The sequence below is a fragment of the Serratia sp. K-E0102 genome (assembly GCF_029962625.1).
GTDB classification, from domain to species: Bacteria; Pseudomonadota; Gammaproteobacteria; order Enterobacterales; family Enterobacteriaceae; genus Serratia; species Serratia sarumanii.
In genome coordinates this window covers 5,043,335-5,065,256 of sequence record NZ_CP124754.1, presented here as the reverse complement: position 1 = coordinate 5,065,256, position 21,922 = coordinate 5,043,335, and the positions used below count along the sequence as shown (strand labels likewise).

The following is a 21,922-nucleotide window of genomic DNA, read 5'->3' as shown; positions in this document are numbered from 1 at the left end:
CCTCTGGCTGTAAAATTCTCATTAGTTAAGAAACTCGAGTGCTATTTAACACTAAACCAATAAAAGTGATGGAACGGGTTAATACTCTAAAGCGATGACCCGTTTTGGTTGGCCACTATCGCTTAGGCATAAATGTAATTTCAAGGGTAGCAATACCGTCTGCTTCAACAGAAGCCATATACAGGCGACCATTTGTTTCCACAACGGCAGTGGCTGTGAAGAAGTTATCCGCATTGCCTTGCATATCGGCAAATATTCCGCCATCTTCATTGAAGGCCATAGCCCATACAGTTCGAGTCGGTTTAGGCATCATAAATTTTGGCAGGCGCCAAATGAGCTTACGAAGGAAGCCTGGCATTGTTCCCATGCGGTCCAGGCTTTTATTGCGTGGCGCTCCCATGGCTACCCAGAAGTAACCCTTTTGCATACGCGAAATATTGTCAGGAAAACCCGGCAAATTATCTGCAAAAATCTCCAGATGACCAGCTTTCGGACCTTGTACCCAGAGCCTGCGTAAGCGGTAGGCGTCTGTTTCTGCAAAAATGACGGACATCTCTGAACTGTCTAAAGTGATGCCATTGGGGAAGTGTAAACCGTCCAATAGCACATGGACTTGCCCATCCGTATCACGCCGCAGCAGCTGCCCTGACCCTCTGTGTTCAATCATTGCCCCTTCGTAATGCTCGAAATCATAGCGATTCGTCGATTGAGTAAACCAAATTGTCCCATCAGCGCTCGCGGTGGCATTCGAACAGAATCGTAATGGAAGGCCATGAACGCGTTCTACCAATGTTTCTACATGCCCGTCTAATCTGACCTTAAGCAAACCGCGGTGGGCATCACAAACCAGCAGAGAGCCGCATTTCAGCCATTCGAGACCCAACGGCCTACCGGTTGTATCCGCTATAATGGTTTCGTTCTCAGTTTCTAGGCTATACCGATAAATTTTCCCTCCTTGCCCTCCATAATAAATGTTGCCTGCCATATCAGAGATAACGTCTTCTGGTCTTTTAACTGCACTTTTTAACAGTTCAAGCACTTTGAACGGCGTCGTACCCGTAGGTTGATAAGTACGCTCAGGGGGATGAGGAAGAACACGTCGTACAGGTTCTAATCGCGGTTTTGCACTGGGTTTGAGCTGCGGTATTGTTGTCCGCCCGTCAACCCGATTGATCAACGTATTAGCGACCGAGTAAGCATGAATTACAGAACAATAATATGCAATTTCACTATTGAGACTAGCGACCTGAGCTAGTGCTGATAGCAATCCGGCATTATCGTTCGCTCCTATGACAATTGATGCATGGTATTTATACTCTGGTGGCATGCCATGAGCGGCATCCGGTGCATTCCACTGTGCCTTAAACCATGGCGCAAAGACCTGGCTGCGGACTTCAATAACATGATTATTAAGGCCTAATTGATGAGCAAGGCTGTCATGAATAAAGCGCTTGAAATCGCCTAAAGAGCCTTTTTCCCTTCGACGAATCAAAACAACGCATCGAGCATGGATATTTTTATAATCGCCAGTTTTAACTACCTTTCCTCCACCTAATGTCGTCATGTTTAATGTTTTACGGCAGAAAACATTCTTTTTGTCTTTGAAAATACGATCAATAGAGCGAATGCTCAGGGGGAATCGAATGATAGAGTCTAAAATTATTTCAGAAACACCATCGATCCGTTTATCGGCTGGAATATCCGTTACCACTTCAGGTGTTAAAGGCCACAAACCCGCGATATCATCGTTAAAGTGATACTGATTATAATCACGGATAAATTCATTACGAGAGACCAGATCGGCATGGGGCCCTCCCCAATGAGCAAAACACGTCTCTCTTGCAAGGTCCGTTCGAAGCCAATTAAGGGTCGTAATTCCGAGAAAGTTCTTCTGATTTAAAATGCGCTTACTCATATTGAGTCCTCTTTTCGCCCACGAAGGTCCCGTTTGGGTCCGACTCTTTTACGGTATCACCTGGTTGCCACAGCACTGCTGTTACGCAGAGCTCCAAGCATTGTTTGGCCAGGCGCATAGATCTGGATGAGTATCAATCAACCTATAAACTGCCCATAGTTGCGGTAGAGAAGGATAGTAAAGGGTTATACAATTAAATGGTTTTAAAGGCCGAGAGGGAAATTGCTCCTGACCTTTTATTTGATTACTGCTTCATGTAAAACCGTATTTTTCAATGAGAGCATTGTATTAAGTCTTCATTTGTTACAATGCTTTTATATCGCAACCAAAAATAAAGCATATTTTCTTTAACTGAAGGGCTATTGATTTCGCTTCCTTCTGCCATCCTTCTGCCAGGGTACGCACCAGTGCATCATAGCCGTCTTCGCTCTGCTTCAATTCCAGGTTGAACGGCCGTTTGGTAAGGCGGCCCTGATGATTCAGCACCCACTCTCCGCGGATGACAGCCTTACCGTCAAAGCGGCCGTGGAAACCGCTGATAGTGACGTTGAGCACATCCTGATCGCTACTCATTGGCTGAGAGGAGATCACCCAACCCGGCAGCGCGCTGCTTAGGTTGGTGACCAGCGTCTGCTGCAGCTGCTGGTCGAGCGGGCTGGCCCACAAGTTGTTTTGGGCGATGGCGTACTGTACACCGTTAGTCTGATAAACCACGCCAGTTTGCATGAGATAATCAGCCACAAAAACATGCTCTAACCACAGTTGGCGCGTTGACGCGACGCTGTTTACCTGAGCTGGCGTGCCCAACGCTGGCAACTGATAGTAGGTTTTTTTGGGGGGGCTGCTACAGGCGCAGAGCAACAGCGCCAGGGCTACCGGAAGCCATTTCATCATTTGTTGGCCTTCTTAGGGTGAGGGTCATTGTTGACGGCGGCTTCAAATACCAGCGCGTTGCTCTTTTCATTCAAGGTGCGCAGTACCGGCTGCAGTTCACGCAGTACCTGATCCAGACGTTGCATGTCCCCTACCATTTTGTTGTAGGCCGGTGATCCCGGTTGGAACCCTTTCATGCTACGATTGAGTTGCTGCAGCGTTTTCTGCATCTCCTGCGGTAGCGCCTTCACCTCTTTACTGGAGATGATGTCGTTTAGAGACTTCATGGTCTTCTGGGTCGACTTCATGGTCCTCTGGCTTTCTGCAAGCGTTTTGGTCGCTTCGTTGATCATCGGCGTGAGCGGCATCGCGTTGATCTTGTCCAGCGTCTGCACCAGTTTTTGCTGGATTTGCGCAAGACCACCACTGGTTGTCGGTATCAGCGGATATCCGAACCACTCGTGCGGCCCATTCCAGGCCTTATCTCGCGGGTTAAAGTCCAGATCGATATACAACGAACCGGTCAACAAGTTAGCTGACTTCAGGGAAGCGCGTATGCCGCGTGACTCGGCGTCTTTCAGGCTGCTGTCAAAATCGAAGTCCTTCCCTAACTTCTTGAGGCGTTCAGGCTCGATGTGGATTAGCACTGGAATGCGGTAATCGTTTTTCAAACGATGCTCAATACCTTCTTTAAAGAATGGCACCTGTGCCACAGTACCCAGGCGAATGCCGCGGAACTCTACAGGCGCGCCCGGCTGCAGGCCTCGGACCGAGTCGGAGAAGAACATCAGGTAGTCTTTATGTACGGTATACAACGAATCCTGAATATTGCGCTGGTTGTCGAACAGCCGGTACTCCGCCTTTTCTTTCGCCTTTTCACCCCTATCCCAGCCATCTGGCACGTCAAAGCTCACGCCGCCGCTGAACAGGGTCGCCAACGAGCCCATTTCCACGCGCATGCCCTGTGCCGACATATCGAATGCCACGCCGCTGTCTTTCCAGAAACGCACGTTGCTGGTCACCAGTTGATCGTAAGGAGCCGAGATAAAGAGCTGATAGCGCATGGTGCGCTGTTTGGGATCGAAATAGCTGGTTTCCACCGAACCGACACGGTAGTTGTGAAATAGCACCGGATCGCCGGCGTTCAGTTGGCCCGACTTCTCGCTGTTAAGCACGATGCGCAGCCCTTTGGCGTCCGGGGAGGCCAGCGGCGGCGCGTCCAGCAGTTTGTAATCGTCCTTGTCGTCCTTGCCCTTGGTACCCGGCTGCAACTCGATATAGGCACCGGACAATAGCGTACCCAGGCCGGAAACCCCTTCGCGGCCAATCTGCGGTTTCACCACCCAGAAGGCGGTATCCTGTCGCAGCAGCTTTTCCATGCCGGAGTTAAGTCGTGCCTGCACTATCACCTTGTTCAGATCGTCGCTCAACGTCACTGTCTCAACGACGCCGACGTCGACACTGCGACTCTTGATTTTGGTTTTGCCCGCCTCCAGCCCTTCGGCGGAGGGGGAAACCAAGGTCACTACCGGGCCCTGATGACTAAAGTGATAAAACAGGATCCAGACGCCGATCAGCGCGGTGACGATGGGGACGATCCACACCGGTGACCAGCGCGTAATCTTCTCGACACCCGCGATGTTATTATTGCTTTCCGTCACGTGGCAGTTCCTTTTTTATTGTTTCGTTTGCCCGATCCCAGGTCAGCCGGGGGTCGAATGTCATTGCAGCGAACATGGTGAGGATCACCACCAGAGCGAATAACAGTGCACCGGTTGCAGGATAGACACTCATCAATAAGCCTATATGTACCAAAGCAGACAGTACGGCGATGACAAACACGTCAATCATTGACCAGCGGCCAACGAATTCGACTACTTCATAAATCAGATGCATGCGTTCGCTGTCGTCGCGCTTTTTCCCTTTGCCGTTGGCGTCCCAGCACAGCCAGCCGATCGCCAACATCTTTAGCGATGGCACCATGATGCTGGCGATAAAAATCACCATCGCCACCGGATAGGAGCCTTCTCCCCACAGCAGGATCACCCCGGCCAGGATGGTCGAATTCATTTTGTTGCCCAGTGCCTCGGTGACCATTATCGGCATCAGGTTGGCCGGGATATACAGCATGGCCGAAGTCATCAGTAGCGCCAACGTCCACTGCAGGCTGTTGCGGCGGCGTACATAGCCCTCGGTGTGACAACGCGGACAGTGGGTCATCTCAGCAGGCAGGATTGCCGTGCAGCAACGACATGAGCGCAGGCCCTGACTCATGCCGGTACGTCCTGTCGTCAACGGACGATTCAAGCGCGGTGCCGGTTCTATCTCCCGCCAAAGCCAGCGGCGGTCTATGCACTGAAAAGTGCGTACTTGCAACAGACAGAACAGGCAATAAGGCACAAAGCTGCTGCCGATGCCAATATCGCCATAGGCCATTAGCTTGACAAAACTGACCAGCACCCCTGCAAGGAAGATTTCAACCATGCACCAGGCTTTAAACTGGAACAGCATCTTGGCCATCCATTCTTTTAATACTAGCGGCATGCGCACCTTGGAACACAGCAGAATGATAACCAGCATGCAGAGTGCTGGGATCAGTTGTACGAGCAGCATAAACAGCGTGGCCATGCTGGCGTAGTTTTCTTCCAGCATTACTTGAGGGATATTAATCAGTTTAATTTCGTTACTGAAGCCAGCAACGCGCATAGTGATAAACGGGAAGATATTGGCCAGCAGCAGCATGAACAGCGCACTGAGGGCGTAACCTATCGACCGCTTGTACGGTTCTTCCCAGCGGGTGATGAGAATAGTACTGCAACGCGAGCATAGCGCTTTGGTGCCAGTGCTTAACGGCGGTAACGCCATCAATAAATCGCATTGCGGGCATAGGATCATGTTATCGGCTACTGGTTGCGCGTGCCGGATCGCTAATTTTATACGCATATGAGATTCAGCGGCCCAGATCACTCTGTCCCAACAGAGTTTCATGCTCTTTGGATGACAGAAGCAGTAGTGAAATCGCAGCAGGACTGTATTCCTTGCGGAGCGTGCCGTCGAGAGTTATTTCGCCTATGTATGTGCAGTAGGTCATAGTTATCGGGATAACAAAGGGAGAAGAACCTGATCCACTACTTCAGCGATCAGCTCATTGTTGACTATCTGATTACGCTCGGTATGACGAAATTGAATAACACCAGGCAACAAGTCGATGAGCAGATCCAGGTTCAATTGGGCCGGAACTTGCAGCTCACCACGACTAATTGCACGTTCAATGATTTCCAAGACTCGAACACGACGACTATTCAACCAGCCTGGGATCTCCTGCTCTACCCAACCGCTCATGATGCGATGGTTTCCCAGAAACTCAATAACTGCGACGCGAATGTCAGGGTCGTGCAGGCCGTAGAAGTGTTCGTAAACGGTGATGAGATCACCACGCAGTGTGCCCGTATCGATGGGCAGATCGGTAGGAGAGAAAGCCAGTAGGGCGTCAGCCAACAGGGCGTCGCGGGACTTCCACCGCCGGTACAGTGAAGCTTTACCTGCTCCAATCCGCTTAGCTACCGCATCCATTGTGAGTGAATGGAAGCCGCCCTCCGCTACCTGCGCTAGTGCCGCCCGCATGATCCGCAAGTCCAATTCAGCATCGCGGGGGCGCCCCACGGCCGATCTGGCGGTTTCCGGGGGCAAAGGAGCCGCGTCTGTTGGCGTTATTTTCGACATAATTATGATCCTTGACAGTTTCGATACTGAATCGTATCGTAAATTAGCGACTACTTCTACGGAAAATTCACATGAGCGTATTTCTCACCTGCGCAAGACTCTTGATGGGGATTGCGCCAAAAATTCTTGGTAATGAGGTGAAGTTGCGCGAGCAACTGTTAAATCGTGATGCCCCTCAGGCCGCGCCTATTCCAAGCGCACTTCGCTCTTCATGCCATATCAAGGAGCGCGTGTACCAAGAGCAAAGAGTCGTGACGCTGACGCCACGTACAGGAAAACGCGATCTGCATGTGCTCTATCTGCACGGTGGCGCCTACGTGAACCCACTGCTTCGCGCACACTGGAGCATCATCAGCGCCGTGATCGGCGCGACCGGCGCTACCGTAACCGTTCCACTGTATGCCCTTGCTCCCGAAAATGACTATCGCGTTGGTACCGCTTTGATCGATACGATCTATGACAGCATCGTTTCCGCCCGAAAGGATGAGCAAATCGTCGTGATGGGGGACAGTGCGGGGGGCAATGCTGCGCTTACACTTGCGCTTCGTCGGCGCGATAACGAGCTGTCGCTCCCTGACCATCTCATCCTGTTTGCCCCATGGTTGGACCTCTCTTTGAAGGACGCTGAAATGAGAGAGCTGGAGAGTAGGGACATCATGCTTGGTGTGGATGGCCTTCGCGAATGCGGGAGAATGTGGGCAGGAGACATTTCCCCCTCTGCACCCAGCATGAGCCCGCTTTACGCTGACTTGCGGGGGATGCCGCCGATGAGCATATTCCAGGGCGACCGCGATATCTTTGTTGTTGACGCGCGAAAGTTTGCAGTAAAAGCGCAAATCTCAGGCGTCACAGTTGATTACCATGAATACTCAGGGGGTTTCCACGTATTCATGGGGCTCACTTTCCTGCCGGAAGCGAAGGCGGTCTTTCGCCAAGTTAAAGCCGTGACTAAATACCAGGGGCAGGCGTCATGACAACAAGCAATACGAATCCACGCGGTTCCTGCCGCTGGATCAGTGCCTCTCTGGGACTTATCCTGTTACTCGCCGGTGCCGCCATGCTGTACGGCGGGATCCGCCTTATCATGCTGGATGGTTCCTGGTATTACGCGATCGCAGGTATCGTGTTGCTGATAGCGGCACCGCTGTTGCTGCTGGCACGTCACAGCGGCTTAGTGATCTATGCCGGTTTTTGTGCAGCGCCGTTGATCTGGGCTTTGCACGAATGCGGCTGGAACCCCATCGCGCTACTGCCGCGCGTGCTGTTCTTTTTAGTGTTGTTCATCGTAATGTTACTGACCTGGCGCTGGTTCGCTCGTCCTTTTTTTGCACGCCATCGAAAACGGGTGCGTGGCACCAGGCCGGCACTGCTGGCCGGCAGCACGCTGACGTTGTTACTCTTTAGCCCATTCGTGGCCGGCTTGCAGCCTTTCCATGGCATCGATCTGGCTGCGGCATTGGACCAATATCCCGCCGAGAACATATCCGCCGACTCGGCATCGATCGCCCCCGAAGATTGGCCGAACTACGGACGAACACCCGGTGGCCAGCGCTACTCGCCGCTGGAGCAAATCACCCCGGCCAACGTTGCCGACCTCAAACTGGCTTGGAGCTTCCACTCCGGCGCAACAGGCTTGCCCCAAGGCAGTAAAGCGGGCGAGTTCATGTTCGAGGCCACACCGTTGAAAGTGCGCGATAAACTCGTGTTCTGCACCCCACATGCTGACGTCATCGCCATTTCGCCGGAAACAGGAAAATTGATCTGGCGCTTCAGCCCTCATGCGAATCTGAATGCAGCACCGTTTCTTGCCTGCCGTGGCGTATCCTATGACGAAACACCAAGAGCCACCGGTGTTTGCGCACATCGAATTATCACCGCCACGCTGGATGCCAAGATGTACGCACTTGATGCCGATACCGGTCAGCGCTGTCCGGCGTTCGGCCAGAACGGCGAGATAGACCTGACCGCAGGCATGGGACTGGTCAAGCCAGGTTTCTACTACGTCACCTCGCCACCCTCAATCGTACGCGGCAAGGCTGTGATCGGCGGGTGGGTGGTTGATAACGTGGAACGCGGCGAACCCTCCGGCGTCGTGCGCGCATTCGATACCCGTACTGGCGAACTCGATTGGGCCTTCGACATGGGCCGAACCGATCGCACGACACTTCCACCCAAAGGTGAGTTCTACACGCGCGGCACACCCAATGTATGGGCACCGATCAGCACTGATCCGGTATTGGGCCTGGTCTATCTGCCAACCGGTAATGAAACACCGGATTTCTTCGGCGGCGGCAGGCAAGCCGTGTCGGAAAAATACGCCAGTTCGCTGATCGCTGTTGATGCGGATAGCGGAAAGATCCGCTGGCACTTTCAGACCACCCATCACGACATCTGGGACTACGATATCCCGTCTCAACCGACTACGGTCGACTTGCCTGGCGCACAGGACGAGCCGCCAGTACTCGCCTTGCTGGTACCGACCAAGCGCGGTGAGTTGTTCATGCTCGACCGGCGCACAGGCGCCCCGCTGACTCATATTGAGGAGCGGCCGGTATCGCAAGAGGCTGTGTCAGGCGAACACCTGTCACCTACCCAGCCCTTCCAGACAGACATGCCGACATTTGCACCGGCTACGTTGCGCGAAAGCGACATGTGGGGAGCTACGCCGTTCGATCAGCTGTATTGCCGCATCCGCTTCAAGGAGCTGCGCTACGAGGGAGCGTTCACGCCGCCATCGGTACAAGGCTCACTGGCGTATCCCGGCTCGGCGGGTGTCTTCGAATGGGGAGGTGTATCAGTCGATCCCTTGCGCCATATTGTCGTGGCCAACAACAACTATATGACGATCATCAACAAGCTGACACCACGTGACAAGGTTTCGGCCAGCGATAACCAAGGCAGCAAAGGCGGCGACTTCGGCGGCCCGCAACTGGGTACGCCTTACGCCGTCAGTGCAGAGCCGTTCCTGTCGCCACTGGCCATCCCTTGCAATCAGCCACCCTGGGGCATGATCAGCGCGCTCGATCTAAAAACCCGCAAGCTTCTCTGGCGCCATCCGTTGGGCAGCGCTTACGACAACGGCCCCTTCGGCATTTCCTCGCATGTGCCGCTGCAAGTCGGCGTGCCGAACATGGGCGGCTCGGTGGTGACCCGCGGTGGCCTGATCTTTATCGCTGCCACCGCCGACCGCACATTACGGGCGTTTGATTTGCGTACCGGCCGCGAGCTGTGGCACGCCACACTGCCGTTCAGCGGTATTGCCACTCCCAGCGTCTACGAAGGTAAGGATGGACGCCAATACGTTGTCATTGCCGCAGGTGGGCATACAGGCCTCGGTAGTTCGGGCGGTGACGAAGTGATGGCGTTTGCATTGCCGAAATCGCTTTGAAACAAGTGAATTCAAGGCATAGCACCGGAGCTCGGCTATTACGCCATGAAATTTTTTCACATGGTCCGCTCCCTCTATTTACTAGCTGATACCTTTGTAGCTGATGTTTAGCGCGAACATACGGGTGATCTTGTGTTCGATCTCATAGGAAAGTGTGCTCTGGTGCTTCTTCACCAGTTGAGGTTTAAAAGTATCATTGCGATCGCTTCTGCGCGCAATACTCTCCCCGCCTCGCCTGCCCGCTTCATGTACCGCTTTTCATGCAGTTGCATGAGCAGCTCCAAACCGCGCCAGTACTGATGGGGGAGGGGGTGAAAAATGCATTTTTTTGCATGCAAAATCATGCACCCTATGCATGCACGCTCAAAAAGAGAGGCCCGCCAGAGAAAAAGCCGCGAAAGGAGAGGGGTTAGGTAATAACAAAACCCGCACCGGGAAGGGGGCGGGTTGGGAGGCATCAATGTACGTGGTGGTGGCTTCCGTAGCGGTTCAGCGTTCGCTGCTGTGGTGGCGGTGACACCGGCGCCATGAGCGGTTGTGGCGGCAATGGCTGGCGGATCACGTGTTCGATACTCTCTCGCGTCTTAAAGGTGCTGGAGCAGTCAATATTCTGGCACTGGTAATAAGCCTCTTTGGTCTGTTCCGTCAGATAGCGGCTGGTACGGGTGTGTGCACCGCTGCGGCAGAAAGGGCAGCGCATCATGGTTATTCCTCCTCTTCCGCTTTGGCTTGTTTGCGGGCGGCGATTTCCTTGCCGAGTTTGATTCGTGAGGCCGGGCTGTTAATTAGCCTCTGGTCAAGGCCACTGAAATCCGGGCCGTACAACCCAATCGCCTCAAGAATAGGGTCGCCCTCTGTGCTCAGGTGGAAATTAGCGGCACGTTCAACCAGTGCCTGCATGACTTCCTGCATCACGACACCGTGTGGATCTCGCGCGCACAGGTTGTTGTTGTGGAACTGCTGTTCATCGTGGCCGAGACGCGACTGGGCATGGAGTCGTAAAGCAACCGCGCGGATCAGGGTTGAGGCTTGATCCAGCGTAACCTCCAGCGTCATTTCGGAGTAGGTGCGCAAAAGCGCGCGGTGCTTCTGGTCATAAGCACTGGCGGCGTTGCAGACCGCAACCATTGCCTCTTCCTTATCATCTTCCAGTTCGGCCAGCAGCCCGTCGTATTCATTCACCAGTTAACGTTTGATGATGCGTTGGGTATGCAGGTCTTGCATCTCCGGCGTCAGTTCGCCCTTTGCCTTGCGGAACCGCTTACGCCAGCCTTTGTCGTCCATGACGGCCTGCTCTTCCGCTGCGCGTTTCTTATCGTGTGTGGTCGCAATGACCTGACGGATGTCATTCAGCTCCGTTTTCTTTTTGTAAAAGCCGTTACGTGCGTCATCAAAGCCGGGTTGTTGCTGCAACAAGCGTTCAGACAGTGCGACAAGCGGGGTCTTGGTGGTCATCGAAAAAAACTCCAGTTCGTTATGTTGTGTGAACAGTGTCCGATAACCGGTACAACCGCTCAATCAAACACGGTTGTCACTCCGGCTACACAATATGGCCTTTTTTCAATTGGTTAGGTGATATTTTACGGGAAGGAATAGCCCGCCAGAGAAGGGGCGTTTCGGTGAATCGGCCTATGCCTTTATCGATTCGCGGGGGTAACAGGGGTTACACAGGTTACAGAGATGATTTAAAAGGAAAAAATGTGTTACCCCGGCGAGAATGGTTGGGGTAACAACGGGTAACAGGATAAAACGACGCCGATATTGTTACCCCTGTTACCCCAACCCAAATAAAAGGGGTAACAGATTTTCCCCAGTGATTACAACGCTGTAACCCCTGTTACCTCTGTTACCCCTTAATAATAAGACTCGCGTAGAGCCTTACCCTAAGACGTCACTGGTGAAGACATACAGCTTCTTGACGCCCATCTCTGGCGGGCGGGTGGCCGTTTGCATTTTGCCGTCCTTGGCCGGAACCAGAAAACCGGCCTCTGCACACAGCCTTGCCACCTTCCGCGCATCGTAGCCCTTGCAGATTTCTTTCCAGCCGGACGGCATCACATAGAACGTCGTCACCGCCTCCACCTGCCGGGCATGGTTGCCTTTCTCCACCTTGCGCCAGCCCACCATGTTGCCGGGGCGGTTCATCTCGTTATGCCAGTCGGCAAAGCGGCTGAACTGCCCGGCCGTGAAGAAGGTGCGCACCTGTTCCAGCGCGGCAATGTCTTCCTGATTGGCGCTGTGACCCCGGTCAGCCAGCCATGCGCGCATACAGGTCTGGGTCGCCCGCAGTGCTTCCCCCTCCGGCCAGCCGGTGATGCCGAGTCGCGTCGCCAGCTCCCCGGCCATGGCAACCAGCGCAAAGCGGTTAATAGCCCGCCCGACCTGATTACCGGCGTTATCCGGCATCAGCAGTTGGGTGTACTCCTTCATCAGCGCCTTGGCGCTGGCCGTCATGCTGTTCAGGTCGGCGGTGAGGGCCTTCAGCCAGGCGCGGAACGGCGTGCCGTACACCGTCGCGGTGGCAACTTCAAAATGTTCCGCCAGCGCCTTGCCGCTGTCGAACCCGTGCAGGCTTTCAAATACGCCGTATTTGCCGGAGTCGCTCGGTATCTGGAGCATCCGCACTTCCATCCCGGCAAACGTCCGTTCGCCGGCACGGGCAGCGTGCTCGGTAAGCGACAGCTCTCCGGTGGAGAAGAACAACAGCCGCCACTGCTTGCGGGCGCGTAACTCGCCGTCAGTGCCTGCCCGCCCCTTGCCTTGGCCGTTCGCCAGCATATAAGCGATGTTTCCGGCCTCACGGCCGTCCACCTCCCGGATTTCATCGAGCATCATCGCCGCGTCGTTGCGGCGGCTGGCGGTGCCTTCCAGTGCATTACCGGTGGAGCGCCATGTGTGCCAGTAATCCGGGCCGCCGCACACCGAGGTGGCCGCCTTCATGGTGGTGGTCTTGCCGTCGGTGGATTCGCCCTTGAGGTGATACCCACCGCCGTCCATCCCTACCAGACGCAGCAGCGGCGCGGCAAACGCCAGACTGACCGCAAAGGCCACGCGGGAGTTGCCGACACAGTACCGGCCAATCTGCTCCTGCCAGTCGTCCAGCGTCCCGGCCACGCGAAAATCTTTGCCCTGCACGCTGGCGGTTTGCAAAATCACCGCTTCCGCACCGTCGCCAATCACCTCGTCCTGCAACACATAGACATCGCCGTGCCAGCCGGTTTTGTTCACGCAGGTGACTTTGCGCTCCGGCTTGCACAGGGAGATGTACTCCATCAGCCGGGCGCGGGCCTCGCCGGTGGTGCTGATGTACGACAGGCCGTTGACCAGCAGGATACGGCGCAGCTCTTCGCCGCTGCCGCTCAGCATCTCCATCGGCATCGCCCATTTACGCGGCTGGCCGTAGGTGTCCTCCCATTCCAGCAAACGGCCGAAGTTGCCGCCGTCGGCGTCGCAGGTGATGGCCGTCACCCGCAACGGGTTGCTGATTTTGATGTTGCGGATTTCGGTGTCGCCGTCCGACTTCTGCACCTGCTTGTCAAACCACAGGTATTCCTGCGTCAGCCGGAAGCCCTGCGGCAGTTTCACCGCCGACTTACCCAGTTGCACCAGCTCTTCGTTAAATGCCTCCTTGGCGCGTGCCGGGCCGTTCTCCTGCATAAAGTCGTTCCAGTCCGCCTTATGGCGGGTCGGCGGCAGCGTCACGCAGCCGTTGACGGCCTTGGCGGCTTTCTCCGCCCAGACTTTGCCGGTGTTCTCTTTGCCGTCGTAGAAGTCATTGTCTCCTGCGATGACGATACGGGCCTGCGGCCAGCGGGCGTGCACCGCCTGCGCCACGTTTGGCAGATTGCTGGCCGAGATGGCGGCCACCACCCAGCCTGTGGCGAGCTGGGCGGCCGTCAGCGCGGTGGCGTAGCCTTCGGTGATAATCACCTGCGTCGGCGGCGCGTCGCTCTGTGGGGACGCACTGAGGGCGATAAATGCCCCCTTTTGCACCGTCCCCGGCAACAGCCGCTTATCACCCAGCGGAGAAATCAACTGCGCGCCCGTCACGGCGCCGTCGATGTCCGTCAGCGCCAGCAGCAGCGACCCCGGTGGAAAGTCCACACCGCCGCTCTTGCGGGCCGTGGTGGTCAGCGGCTGCGGCAGGCTGGCAAACCCCTTGCCGGTAAGATACTCGCTTTGCCCCTCCGTGCAGGTGGCCAGCCACTGCGTTACCGTGTCGGCCACCGCCGGTGCCGGTTTGGCGGCTTCTCTTCTGGCGGGCTTGGGCGGCTGTTGCTGCACCTGACTCAGTTGCAGCACGTCGGCCACTTCGTTGACGGCCTGACCGAGGCTGAGGCCGTTGACCTTCGCCACCAAGTCCAGTCCGTCGCCGTGTGTGCAGTGCGTACAAATCCAGCGGCCGTCGCCGTTCTTGTCGTCCATGCGAAACGGCTTGGTGCCGCCGCACGACGGGCAGGGGCCGTGCTGACCGTGAGGGGGTACCGTGACCCCCAGCAGCGGAAAAATAACGTCCCAGCGGCCGCGGGCGGCCTGTTTGGTCTGTTCTAACTTGGTCATTGCGCCCCCTTAATGCAGCGTCGGTGCCGGATGGCCGGATGTGACCGCCACGCCGCACAGCTCCGCCATGATGTTGCAGCCCTGCGCCGTGAGCTGCGGTGCCGCCAGCAGAATGTCCGGGGCTACCATTTCGCCCAGCAACGAGCAGGCAATCGCCATGCCTTCGTCAACGCCGTGCAGCTTCACGAACAGCGCTTCGATGTCGCTGGCAATCAGCATCTGCAGGCTGTCCAGCGTGTGGGGCAGCGTCATGCCCTGCGCCGCACAGGCGGCGAGATAGGCTTCGGCTACTGCACGGCGAAACAGCGCGGTGCGCACTTCCAGTGGAATGCAGGAGGCAGAACCGTTATCCAGCGTCATGCGACCACCTCCCCGTTAATTGCGGCGCACTGCGCCTGAACGAAGGCCAAATCCTCCGACAGGTAAGCCACCATGGCGGCCATTTCCTGCGTGGTGATACCGGTCGGGAACGGCGCTGATGCGGCCTGCCCGGCGAACAACATATCCAGCAGCGAACACGCCTGCTTGGCGCGATTAAGTTTCTCAAAGGCGTCTTCGGTCATGCCGTAAGACAGGTAGCGGCAGGATGGCGGCAACAGCGTGCCCTGAGCTGATGTTTGCCCATGTGATGAAGTCATGATTTTTGTCCGTCAGAATCGAAAATGAAGCGTGATAAACCGCGTTACAGGAAGCGGGAATAATGGGTGTCGTCGTGCTCCGGCGTCGGCCGTCGCGTCTCCCACTGGCGGCTGTAGACCACCTTTACAGACGGGTGCAGCCAGAGCGGCGACTGACCGGCGGCAGACCGGGGAGCAAGGTTGCGCGGCGCATCGGCGATTTTGCTGTACACCTCGCTGAACCACGGTAGCGGCATGGAAGTCATGTTGCCGGACAGGTCATACTCAAACACCACTTCATAGGCGAACTCCGGGTTGTTACGGGCCGTTGCCTCATCGGCGCGATATAGGCTCAGGATACGCACCGTTCTGCCTTGCTGATGGCGATAGCGCTCGCCGTGCTGGGGAAACTCACGCATGGCAGCCTCCCTGTGGCAGGCGACCGGCGAACAGGAGTAAGTAGTCACCGGCCAACTGGCGGCGGGCGCTGCGTTCGTCACCGGCAGTAATACGCAACATCACCGGACGGATTTTGCGCTGGGTGCGGTTGATTGCGGCAAAGATGTAGGTACACTTTGATGTAGCCATAGCGTTGCTCTCAATTTACGTGAATGGTGAGGCTCTGGCAGTGTTACCGCACTGTTCAGAGCCGTTGTGTTTAATACGCACGCCGTGATAATGTACGTACATAACAGTGATGATACTAAGAGGTTATGTACGTACATGTCAACTACAAAACGAGACAAAAGTCCTAAAGGCGAAGGTTTTTCTCCGACTTTTCAAATTAGAATCCCGCCAGACCTAAGAGAACAGCTAAACACCGAAGCAGCCAAAGACGAGATGAGCCTCGGAAACTGGTTCAAAGAGTTAGCCAGAAACGAATTAAAACGCCGTGGTATCGAGCCCAAAGGTTGATTCTTTGTTTGATGCGGCGTTCTGGCCGCATCAGGCAAGATCGTTTTGAGCATTGATCCACTCCCTGATTTCTTCTGCTTTCCATGCAGTAATCTTCGCTGAAATTTTTACTGGTCTTGGAAATGTTCCTGCTGAAACCCTTCTCCAAAGTGTTGCGTGTGAAAAAGGCAAACAAGGCATAAGCGTTCTTTGTCTAACAAAACCCGTCTGAGGTATAAAACCGTAATTATTACAATTAGTTGTTTGCATGTTGATACCTGTGATGCCATGAGATGATGCGAGATTAAAACCCACGGCGTTATAGTTCCAGCGAAAATGGAATTACATAAAATCAATGTTAATTCCAATAAAACAAAACCAGTTTCATTGAGTTAGTGTGGTGTTGTTGTGTTTGTATCTAATTGATTTTTATTTGTTTTTATTTTCATGGGTAATCTTTGGGAGCTGCATGGATACGCAGGGAGGGGGATGGAGCGTGATGAGTTGGTTTTTAAGGTGGTAAAACACTCACATGTATGTTTTGTGAGTGTTAATATATTGATTTTAGTCGTAAACTGTCTTTATGGCGGCTGATATTTTACTTCTGATCGAAGAGGCTCTTAACCCATCACTGGAAATTCCATTTTTTTCGACAAAGTCATCAATTAAGTCTTTAACATGCTCAACACATACAGTGTTGTCTTTTTTTAGCCATTTTGATGGATTGGACTTATTTTTCTCCTGCGCAAGTAAGCTTACGGTTATACCAATAATTTTATTTAGGCTAACAACTTCCTCTTCTTTTTTGTATAGCCCTCTATTATTAGCAACTAATTGCTTACCCAGTAATTCAGCTTCGCCACCAATGAATTGAAGAAGTGACCTTGTTTTGGAGTTCATTGCTAAACTACTAATGGCAACTTTACATCTATCAATGATTGCACTTGGCGTTGTCACATCATCCCGACAGTTAAATCCGACTGAGAATATAATGTCTGATTTTACCTTCTCATCCATATCTATTGGGTGCGGATGCGGTTTGTATTCACCATAGTTTGTAACCCTGGGTATTTTTTCGTTTTTGAAAATCTCTTCTAGAGTTCTTTTTATTCTCACTCGTATATGAGTGATTATCTCAAGATGTTCACCATCTATGTCTTTTCTTCTTGCGTATGGTGATACTCCGACCAAACATTTAGACAGCTCATCGATAGTAATAGATGGTAAGGTTGCGAATCTTTCGAATGCCGTCATCCGCTGAAAACTTTTCATTTAATCAGAGTCCATATCTAATTTAATTAATTTATCTTGCCATAATAGTAATGCTTTCTTTCGCTCATCAAAATACTGATGTCTATTATAAATACCTTCAACACCTTTGATTCTGTGATTAAGGCAGCGTTCTGCAACTATAGGATCAACGCCAAGCGAGGCGAGGTGTGTTCTGGCTGTACGTCGAAAATCATGAATAGTGAAATTATCAATGCCATGTAAGTGAAGTCGTAGCTTTGCAAGAGCAACTGGGAGGGTGCTTTCTACAATATGGGGGATCATACGATTCTGCATTTTCCTTGCGGGAAGAACCCATTCACTGTTGCATGACATAATCTTGAGTTCATTTAGCCATAATATGGCATTCTCGGGAAGAGGAATATCAATATCATCACCATTTTTTGTACCGGTTAGGTGCCAAATGGCATTATTTAAGTCTATATTTTCCCATCGAGCTGAGCATAGCTCCATTTTCCTACAACAAAGGAGTAAAAGTAGTTTAAACGTGAGCTCATTTTGTCGGCCGAATCCTTTGGCTTTTTTCATTGCCGAGAATAATTGGGATAGTTCGTCATCAGTAAGAAATCTTTCCCGCGATTCCTCTTGCCCACCTGCATCCGCAAGTTCGAATGCAGCAGCAGGGTTTACCTCAAGAATATGTCTTTTAATCCCGTAATTGAAAATTCTTTTAGTCCAACGTAAGACATCGTTGGCTACGGTTGGGGCACCACGTGAAACGATATTTTGTAGCATATCATCAATATGCCGTGGCTTAACTTCATCAGCTTTAAGATGGCCGATACTTGGATTGATATCCTTATCTATTCTACGTCTGAGAATGTCTGGATGCTTCCAGCGGCCAAGAATCTGCCGCTCAAAATATTCGGTCGCTAGGTCAGAGACTCGACGTGCGTTCTTATCTGCCTCGATTTTGGCGATAGCAGACGCTTTACGCTCTTTTTTCTCACCTGCCACGTCATACCCAAGAGCAACTCTTGCTGAAAGCATCCTGACTGTTTCACGCGCTTTAGCAAGGGAAAGCTCCCCATAGGACCCGATCCACATAGCTCGCGCTTTACCTGCCAAACTGTAGCGGAAGCGCCATTTTGGTGTTGCGAAGCTATCGCGGTAACAAAGATAGAGACCATTACCATCGGCCCTGCCTTCGAAGCGTTCCCCCGCCTTTACCCAAGCTTTTATCTGTATATCCGTAAGTTTTCCCACGCTCAATAACTACCTTGTACCAAAAGTGTATGTACCATTTTCATGGTTGGTACAGTCTATGGTACATCAAAATTGTGAGATTTGAGTAGGTGAAGTGGGACTGAATGAGACTAAAAAAGCCCGTAAGTGACGGGCTTATATGAATATTTTATATTGCATGACACATGCTGATAAATTACTCGATGTTCTGGATCTGCTCGCGCATTTGCTCAATCAGCACTTTCAGCTCGATGGCGGAAGCGGTGACGTCGGCATTGATCGACTTGGAGGCCAGGGTGTTCGATTCGCGGTTGAACTCCTGCATCATAAAGTCGAGGCGGCGGCCGACGGCTTCTTTCTTCTTCAGAATGTTGTGCGTCTCTTTCACGTGCGCTTCCAGACGGTCCAGCTCTTCGGCGACGTCGATGCGCTGCGCCATCAGCACCAGCTCCTGCTCCAGGCGGGTGTTTTCCAGCTGTACCTGTGCCTCTTCCAACTTGCTGACCAGGCGCTCGCGCTGCCATTGCAGGATGTTCGGCATCTGGGCGCGCACTTTGACCACTTCGGCGCTGACGCCGTCGAGGCGCTGTTCGATCAGCGTTTTCAGCGCGGCACCTTCGCTTTCGCGTGCGACGATGAAGTCATCCAGCGCGCCGTCCAGCGCCTGCATCAGCTCGGCGCTGATGGCGTCCAGATCCTGCTCCTGCGCGGACATCACGCCCGGCCAGCGCAGCACGTCGATCGGGTTGATTTCACCTTCGTCGCTCTGCATTTTCACCCAGTTGGCGGCTTCGACCAGCTGTTTGGCCAGTTTTTCGTTCAGGATCAGCGAGCTTTGCGCGCTTGGATCCAGCTCGAAACGCAGGTTGCATTCGACTTTGCCGCGGGTCAGGCGGCCACGGATACGTTCACGGATCACCGGCTCCAGGCTGCGGAATTGTTCCGGCAGGCGGATGTAGGTTTCTAAGTAGCGCTGGTTAACGGAACGCAGCTCCCAGGCTGCGCTGCCCCATTCACCCTTGATTTCACGCCGGGCGTAGGCGGTCATGCTGCGGATCATTGATGCGTACCCGTAATAGGAAAAGATGGGACGATTATAGCGTCGCGGCTGCGGGCAGGATAGGCATTACGTCACGAAGCCCGTATAATGCGCAGCCAATAGTTGATTTGAAGCCGGAGAGAGCCCATGCGTCCTGCAGGCAGAGCACCACAGCAAGTTCGCCCCCTGACACTGACCCGTCACTATACCAAACACGCTGAAGGTTCAGTGCTGGTTGAGTTTGGCGATACCAAAGTCTTGTGCACCGCCACGGTAGAAGAGGGCGTTCCGCGCTTCCTGAAAGGCCAGGGGCAAGGTTGGATCACCGCCGAGTACGGCATGCTGCCGCGCTCCACCCACAGCCGCAACGCTCGTGAAGCCGCCAAAGGCAAACAGGGTGGCCGCACTCTGGAGATCCAGCGCCTGATCGCCCGCTCGCTGCGCGCCGCGGTAGACCTGAAAAAGCTCGGTGAATTCACCATCACCCTCGACTGCGACGTACTGCAGGCCGACGGCGGTACCCGAACTGCCTCGATCTCCGGCGCCTGCGTGGCGCTGGCCGATGCGTTGAACACGCTGGTGGCCAACGGCAAGCTGAAAGCCAACCCGATGAAGGGCATGGTGGCGGCGGTTTCCGTCGGCATCGTCAATGGCGAAGCGCTGTGCGATCTGGAGTATGTGGAGGATTCCGCGGCGGAAACCGACATGAACGTGGTGATGATGGAAGATGGCCGCATGATTGAGGTGCAGGGCACCGCCGAAGGCGAGCCGTTCAGCCACGATGAGCTGTTGGCGCTATTGGCGCTGGCCCGAGGGGGCATCGAAACCATCTTCCAGGCGCAGAAAGCGGCGCTGGCGGACTGATTTTTTAAGGCGACTGAGAAGTCGCCTTTTTTATGCCCGGCGATCGGGCGGCAGTAATAACAAGACCTAAGCAGATTCAGACGAGGAGAAGCAGTAATGAAAGCCTATCAGCGCCAGTTTATCGAGTTCGCGCTTAACAAGCAGGTATTGAAATTCGGCGAGTTCACCCTGAAATCCGGCCGCACCAGCCCGTATTTCTTCAACGCCGGCCTGTTTAATACCGGGCGCGATCTTGCGCTGTTGGGGCGCTTCTACGCCGAAGCTCTGATGGACTCCGGCATCGATTTCGACCTGCTGTTTGGCCCGGCCTATAAAGGCATTCCTATCGCCACCACTACGGCGGTGGCGTTGGCGGAACACCATGAGCGCGACGTGCCTTACTGCTTTAACCGCAAGGAAGCCAAGACCCACGGCGAAGGCGGTTCGCTGGTAGGCAGCCCGCTGCAGGGGCGCGTGATGTTGGTGGACGATGTGATCACCGCCGGCACCGCGATCCGCGAGTCGATGGAAATCATCGGCGCCAGCGGCGCTTCGCTGGCGGGCGTGCTGATTTCCCTCGACCGTCAGGAACGCGGCCGCGCGGATATCTCCGCCATTCAGGAAGTGGAACGCGACTATCACTGCAAGGTGATTTCGATCGTGACGCTGAAGGACCTGATCGCCTATCTGGAAGAGAAGCCGGAAATGGCGGACCACCTGGCGGCGGTGCGCGCTTACCGCGAGCAGTACGGGGTGTAAGTAAAAACGCCGGGCATGCCCGGCGTTATCTTTATTGCAGCTGGGCCGCCAACAGCGGCCAGCGGGCGTCGAATTCCTGCGTTGGGCGATAGCGGAATTCCGAACGCACATAGCGCGACAACATGCCTTCGCAGAAGGCCAGCAGCTGGCTGGCCAGCAGCGTTTCATCGACGATAAAGCCTTTGCCTTCGCGCAATTTGCGCTCTTTCAGCACCTGTCGCAGCTGCGCCTCGATGCGTTCGAACAGCTGGTTGATGCGGCCCTGCAGGCGATCCTGTTCAAACATCAGCGCGTGGCCGGTCATGATGCGCGTCAGCCCCGGGTTGCGTTCCGCAAAGCCCAGAATCAGCAGTAAAATCAGGCGCAGACGATTAAACGTCTCTTTCTCGTCCTGCAAGATCAGGTTGATGCGGGTGATCAGGCTGTCTTCGATAAACTCGATCAGGCTGTCGAACATCCGTGTCTTGCTGGGGAAATGCCGGTACAGCGCAGCTTCAGAAACACCCACGTTCGCGGCGAGCTTGGCGGTGGTGATGCGTTGGCTGCCGTCGCTGGACTCCAGCATCTGGGCTAACGCCTGCAATATTTCCTCGCGCCGATTCCTTTTCGTCTTTTCTTTTTCTGCCATGTCTGATTAGACCCTTGCTAAAACTTAACTGACGGAAACCCGGGCACCGGCCGCTGCAGAGCAGGCTCTGTGCGGCTTATGTGATAGCTTTTTTACGATGCTGGGGTCAGCGGCCTTAACGGCCTTTTCCGCGCTGCCTGGTGTGCGCTGCAATTGTCGCGGTAAAACCTTGCCGCAGAGAACATCCTTCTCCCCGGAAAGGCAAGGT

23 protein-coding genes and 1 pseudogene are annotated in these 21,922 nt (G+C 54.2%); 5 read left to right on the top strand and 19 right to left on the bottom strand.

All coding sequences use genetic code 11. The annotated features are described in order from the left end of the window. Positions 1-115: 115 nt before the first annotated feature. The 5 genes from SSARUM2_RS23920 to SSARUM2_RS23900 form a co-directional block, all read right to left on the bottom strand. On the bottom strand, positions 116-1,915 hold the full coding sequence (locus SSARUM2_RS23920; RefSeq protein WP_033634235.1) for an SMP-30/gluconolactonase/LRE family protein: 1,800 nt from the start codon (positions 1,913-1,915) through the stop codon (positions 116-118). A gap of 303 nt (positions 1,916-2,218) precedes the next feature. Further along, positions 2,219-2,809 (bottom strand): membrane integrity-associated transporter subunit PqiC, encoded by a 591-nt coding sequence (pqiC, locus tag SSARUM2_RS23915; protein WP_016929662.1) that lies wholly within the window; start codon positions 2,807-2,809, stop codon positions 2,219-2,221. Further along, the gene (gene pqiB / locus SSARUM2_RS23910; protein WP_016929663.1) at positions 2,806-4,449 is read right to left on the bottom strand and encodes an intermembrane transport protein PqiB; all 1,644 of its coding nucleotides are present in this window, start codon (positions 4,447-4,449) and stop codon (positions 2,806-2,808) included. The genes pqiC and pqiB overlap by 4 nt, the downstream gene beginning before the upstream one ends. Further along, positions 4,433-5,731, bottom strand: coding sequence for a membrane integrity-associated transporter subunit PqiA (gene pqiA / locus SSARUM2_RS23905; RefSeq protein ID WP_080033358.1), 1,299 nt, complete (start codon positions 5,729-5,731; stop codon positions 4,433-4,435). Before pqiA ends, pqiB begins: the two co-directional genes overlap by 17 nt. Positions 5,732-5,881: 150 nt before the next feature. Continuing rightward, positions 5,882-6,511, bottom strand: a complete 630-nt coding sequence (locus SSARUM2_RS23900) for a TetR/AcrR family transcriptional regulator (RefSeq protein WP_016929665.1) — start codon at positions 6,509-6,511, stop codon at positions 5,882-5,884. Between the two features lie 71 nt (positions 6,512-6,582). Between SSARUM2_RS23900 and SSARUM2_RS23895 the strand changes: the two genes are divergently transcribed. Next, entirely contained in the window at positions 6,583-7,485 is a 903-nt protein-coding gene (locus tag SSARUM2_RS23895) for an alpha/beta hydrolase (protein WP_016929666.1), read from the top strand. Continuing rightward, positions 7,482-9,899, top strand: coding sequence for a membrane-bound PQQ-dependent dehydrogenase, glucose/quinate/shikimate family (locus SSARUM2_RS23890; RefSeq protein ID WP_282488513.1), 2,418 nt, complete (start codon positions 7,482-7,484; stop codon positions 9,897-9,899). Before SSARUM2_RS23895 ends, SSARUM2_RS23890 begins: the two co-directional genes overlap by 4 nt. A gap of 84 nt (positions 9,900-9,983) precedes the next feature. Here SSARUM2_RS23890 and SSARUM2_RS24390 read toward each other — a convergent pair. The 9 genes and pseudogenes from SSARUM2_RS24390 to SSARUM2_RS23850 form a co-directional block, all read right to left on the bottom strand. Continuing rightward, positions 9,984-10,103, bottom strand: a pseudogene (locus SSARUM2_RS24390) (IS256 family transposase); the annotation flags it as partial. Between the two features lie 253 nt (positions 10,104-10,356). Continuing rightward, positions 10,357-10,602, bottom strand: coding sequence for an ogr/Delta-like zinc finger family protein (locus tag SSARUM2_RS23885; protein WP_016929669.1), 246 nt, complete (start codon positions 10,600-10,602; stop codon positions 10,357-10,359). A 2-nt stretch (positions 10,603-10,604) separates the two neighbouring features. Further along, positions 10,605-11,081, bottom strand: coding sequence for a hypothetical protein (locus SSARUM2_RS23880; protein WP_016929670.1), 477 nt, complete (start codon positions 11,079-11,081; stop codon positions 10,605-10,607). Between the two features lie 3 nt (positions 11,082-11,084). Next, complete coding sequence (locus tag SSARUM2_RS23875; protein WP_016929671.1) at positions 11,085-11,354, bottom strand: hypothetical protein; 270 nt, start codon at positions 11,352-11,354, stop codon at positions 11,085-11,087. A 423-nt stretch (positions 11,355-11,777) separates the two neighbouring features. Further along, on the bottom strand, positions 11,778-14,459 hold the full coding sequence (locus SSARUM2_RS23870; RefSeq protein ID WP_016929672.1) for a TOPRIM and DUF927 domain-containing protein: 2,682 nt from the start codon (positions 14,457-14,459) through the stop codon (positions 11,778-11,780). Positions 14,460-14,468: 9 nt separating this feature from the next. Continuing rightward, complete coding sequence (locus SSARUM2_RS23865; protein ID WP_016929673.1) at positions 14,469-14,819, bottom strand: DUF5375 family protein; 351 nt, start codon at positions 14,817-14,819, stop codon at positions 14,469-14,471. Then, positions 14,816-15,097, bottom strand: coding sequence for a hypothetical protein (locus tag SSARUM2_RS23860; RefSeq protein ID WP_028128077.1), 282 nt, complete (start codon positions 15,095-15,097; stop codon positions 14,816-14,818). The genes SSARUM2_RS23865 and SSARUM2_RS23860 overlap by 4 nt, the downstream gene beginning before the upstream one ends. 44 nt (positions 15,098-15,141) lie before the next feature. Next, on the bottom strand, positions 15,142-15,495 hold the full coding sequence (locus SSARUM2_RS23855) for a hypothetical protein (RefSeq protein WP_016929675.1): 354 nt from the start codon (positions 15,493-15,495) through the stop codon (positions 15,142-15,144). Beyond that, positions 15,488-15,664, bottom strand: a complete 177-nt coding sequence (locus SSARUM2_RS23850) for a host cell division inhibitor Icd-like protein (RefSeq protein ID WP_016929676.1) — start codon at positions 15,662-15,664, stop codon at positions 15,488-15,490. Before SSARUM2_RS23850 ends, SSARUM2_RS23855 begins: the two co-directional genes overlap by 8 nt. A gap of 135 nt (positions 15,665-15,799) precedes the next feature. Here SSARUM2_RS23850 and SSARUM2_RS23845 point away from each other — a divergent pair, with 135 nt between their 5' ends. Then, positions 15,800-15,991 (top strand): toxin-antitoxin system HicB family antitoxin, encoded by a 192-nt coding sequence (locus SSARUM2_RS23845; protein ID WP_071525978.1) that lies wholly within the window; start codon positions 15,800-15,802, stop codon positions 15,989-15,991. Positions 15,992-16,021: 30 nt separating this feature from the next. On the opposite strand, the gene SSARUM2_RS23840 is transcribed toward SSARUM2_RS23845, so the two are convergent. From SSARUM2_RS23840 to SSARUM2_RS23825, 4 genes are all read right to left on the bottom strand, one after another. After that, the gene (locus SSARUM2_RS23840; RefSeq protein ID WP_071525965.1) at positions 16,022-16,240 is read right to left on the bottom strand and encodes an AlpA family phage regulatory protein; all 219 of its coding nucleotides are present in this window, start codon (positions 16,238-16,240) and stop codon (positions 16,022-16,024) included. A 294-nt stretch (positions 16,241-16,534) separates the two neighbouring features. Further along, entirely contained in the window at positions 16,535-17,242 is a 708-nt protein-coding gene (locus tag SSARUM2_RS23835) for a hypothetical protein (RefSeq protein ID WP_071525966.1), read from the bottom strand. Next, the gene (locus tag SSARUM2_RS23830; protein ID WP_028128078.1) at positions 17,243-18,466 is read right to left on the bottom strand and encodes a site-specific integrase; all 1,224 of its coding nucleotides are present in this window, start codon (positions 18,464-18,466) and stop codon (positions 17,243-17,245) included. It lies immediately after the preceding gene. Between the two features lie 175 nt (positions 18,467-18,641). Then, entirely contained in the window at positions 18,642-19,505 is an 864-nt protein-coding gene (locus SSARUM2_RS23825; protein WP_015379441.1) for a YicC/YloC family endoribonuclease, read from the bottom strand. Between the two features lie 126 nt (positions 19,506-19,631). On the opposite strand from SSARUM2_RS23825, the gene rph reads away from it, so the two are divergent. Both rph and pyrE read left to right on the top strand, forming a co-directional pair. Next, on the top strand, positions 19,632-20,348 hold the full coding sequence (rph, locus tag SSARUM2_RS23820; RefSeq protein WP_025160305.1) for a ribonuclease PH: 717 nt from the start codon (positions 19,632-19,634) through the stop codon (positions 20,346-20,348). Between the two features lie 96 nt (positions 20,349-20,444). Next, on the top strand, positions 20,445-21,086 hold the full coding sequence (gene pyrE / locus SSARUM2_RS23815; protein ID WP_004931204.1) for an orotate phosphoribosyltransferase: 642 nt from the start codon (positions 20,445-20,447) through the stop codon (positions 21,084-21,086). Between the two features lie 31 nt (positions 21,087-21,117). Here pyrE and slmA read toward each other — a convergent pair whose 3' ends face one another. Further along, the gene (gene slmA / locus SSARUM2_RS23810) at positions 21,118-21,714 is read right to left on the bottom strand and encodes a nucleoid occlusion factor SlmA (RefSeq protein ID WP_004931203.1); all 597 of its coding nucleotides are present in this window, start codon (positions 21,712-21,714) and stop codon (positions 21,118-21,120) included. Positions 21,715-21,922 lie beyond the last annotated feature (208 nt).

Excerpts from the sequence above, each read along its gene's own strand:
- SSARUM2_RS23835 (WP_071525966.1), bottom strand. The coding sequence starts at position 17,242 with ATGAAAAGTTTTCAGCGGATGACGGCATTCGAAAGATTCGCAACCTTA.
- SSARUM2_RS23825 (WP_015379441.1), bottom strand. The coding sequence starts at position 19,505 with ATGATCCGCAGCATGACCGCCTACGCCCGGCGTGAAATCAAGGGTGAA.
- pqiA (WP_080033358.1), bottom strand. The coding sequence starts at position 5,731 with ATGCGTATAAAATTAGCGATCCGGCACGCGCAACCAGTAGCCGATAAC.
- SSARUM2_RS23845 (WP_071525978.1), top strand. The coding sequence starts at position 15,800 with ATGTCAACTACAAAACGAGACAAAAGTCCTAAAGGCGAAGGTTTTTCT.
- SSARUM2_RS23855 (WP_016929675.1), bottom strand. The coding sequence starts at position 15,495 with ATGCGTGAGTTTCCCCAGCACGGCGAGCGCTATCGCCATCAGCAAGGC.
- pqiC (WP_016929662.1), bottom strand. The coding sequence starts at position 2,809 with ATGATGAAATGGCTTCCGGTAGCCCTGGCGCTGTTGCTCTGCGCCTGT.
- rph (WP_025160305.1), top strand. The coding sequence starts at position 19,632 with ATGCGTCCTGCAGGCAGAGCACCACAGCAAGTTCGCCCCCTGACACTG.
- pyrE (WP_004931204.1), top strand. The coding sequence starts at position 20,445 with ATGAAAGCCTATCAGCGCCAGTTTATCGAGTTCGCGCTTAACAAGCAG.
- SSARUM2_RS23850 (WP_016929676.1), bottom strand. The coding sequence starts at position 15,664 with ATGGCTACATCAAAGTGTACCTACATCTTTGCCGCAATCAACCGCACC.
- SSARUM2_RS23895 (WP_016929666.1), top strand. The coding sequence starts at position 6,583 with ATGAGCGTATTTCTCACCTGCGCAAGACTCTTGATGGGGATTGCGCCA.
- SSARUM2_RS23865 (WP_016929673.1), bottom strand. The coding sequence starts at position 14,819 with ATGACGCTGGATAACGGTTCTGCCTCCTGCATTCCACTGGAAGTGCGC.
- SSARUM2_RS23860 (WP_028128077.1), bottom strand. The coding sequence starts at position 15,097 with ATGACTTCATCACATGGGCAAACATCAGCTCAGGGCACGCTGTTGCCG.
- slmA (WP_004931203.1), bottom strand. The coding sequence starts at position 21,714 with ATGGCAGAAAAAGAAAAGACGAAAAGGAATCGGCGCGAGGAAATATTG.
- SSARUM2_RS23920 (WP_033634235.1), bottom strand. The coding sequence starts at position 1,915 with ATGAGTAAGCGCATTTTAAATCAGAAGAACTTTCTCGGAATTACGACC.
- SSARUM2_RS23900 (WP_016929665.1), bottom strand. The coding sequence starts at position 6,511 with ATGTCGAAAATAACGCCAACAGACGCGGCTCCTTTGCCCCCGGAAACC.
- SSARUM2_RS23885 (WP_016929669.1), bottom strand. The coding sequence starts at position 10,602 with ATGATGCGCTGCCCTTTCTGCCGCAGCGGTGCACACACCCGTACCAGC.
- SSARUM2_RS23840 (WP_071525965.1), bottom strand. The coding sequence starts at position 16,240 with ATGCAAACAACTAATTGTAATAATTACGGTTTTATACCTCAGACGGGT.
- SSARUM2_RS23890 (WP_282488513.1), top strand. The coding sequence starts at position 7,482 with ATGACAACAAGCAATACGAATCCACGCGGTTCCTGCCGCTGGATCAGT.
- SSARUM2_RS23870 (WP_016929672.1), bottom strand. The coding sequence starts at position 14,459 with ATGACCAAGTTAGAACAGACCAAACAGGCCGCCCGCGGCCGCTGGGAC.
- SSARUM2_RS23875 (WP_016929671.1), bottom strand. The coding sequence starts at position 11,354 with ATGACCACCAAGACCCCGCTTGTCGCACTGTCTGAACGCTTGTTGCAG.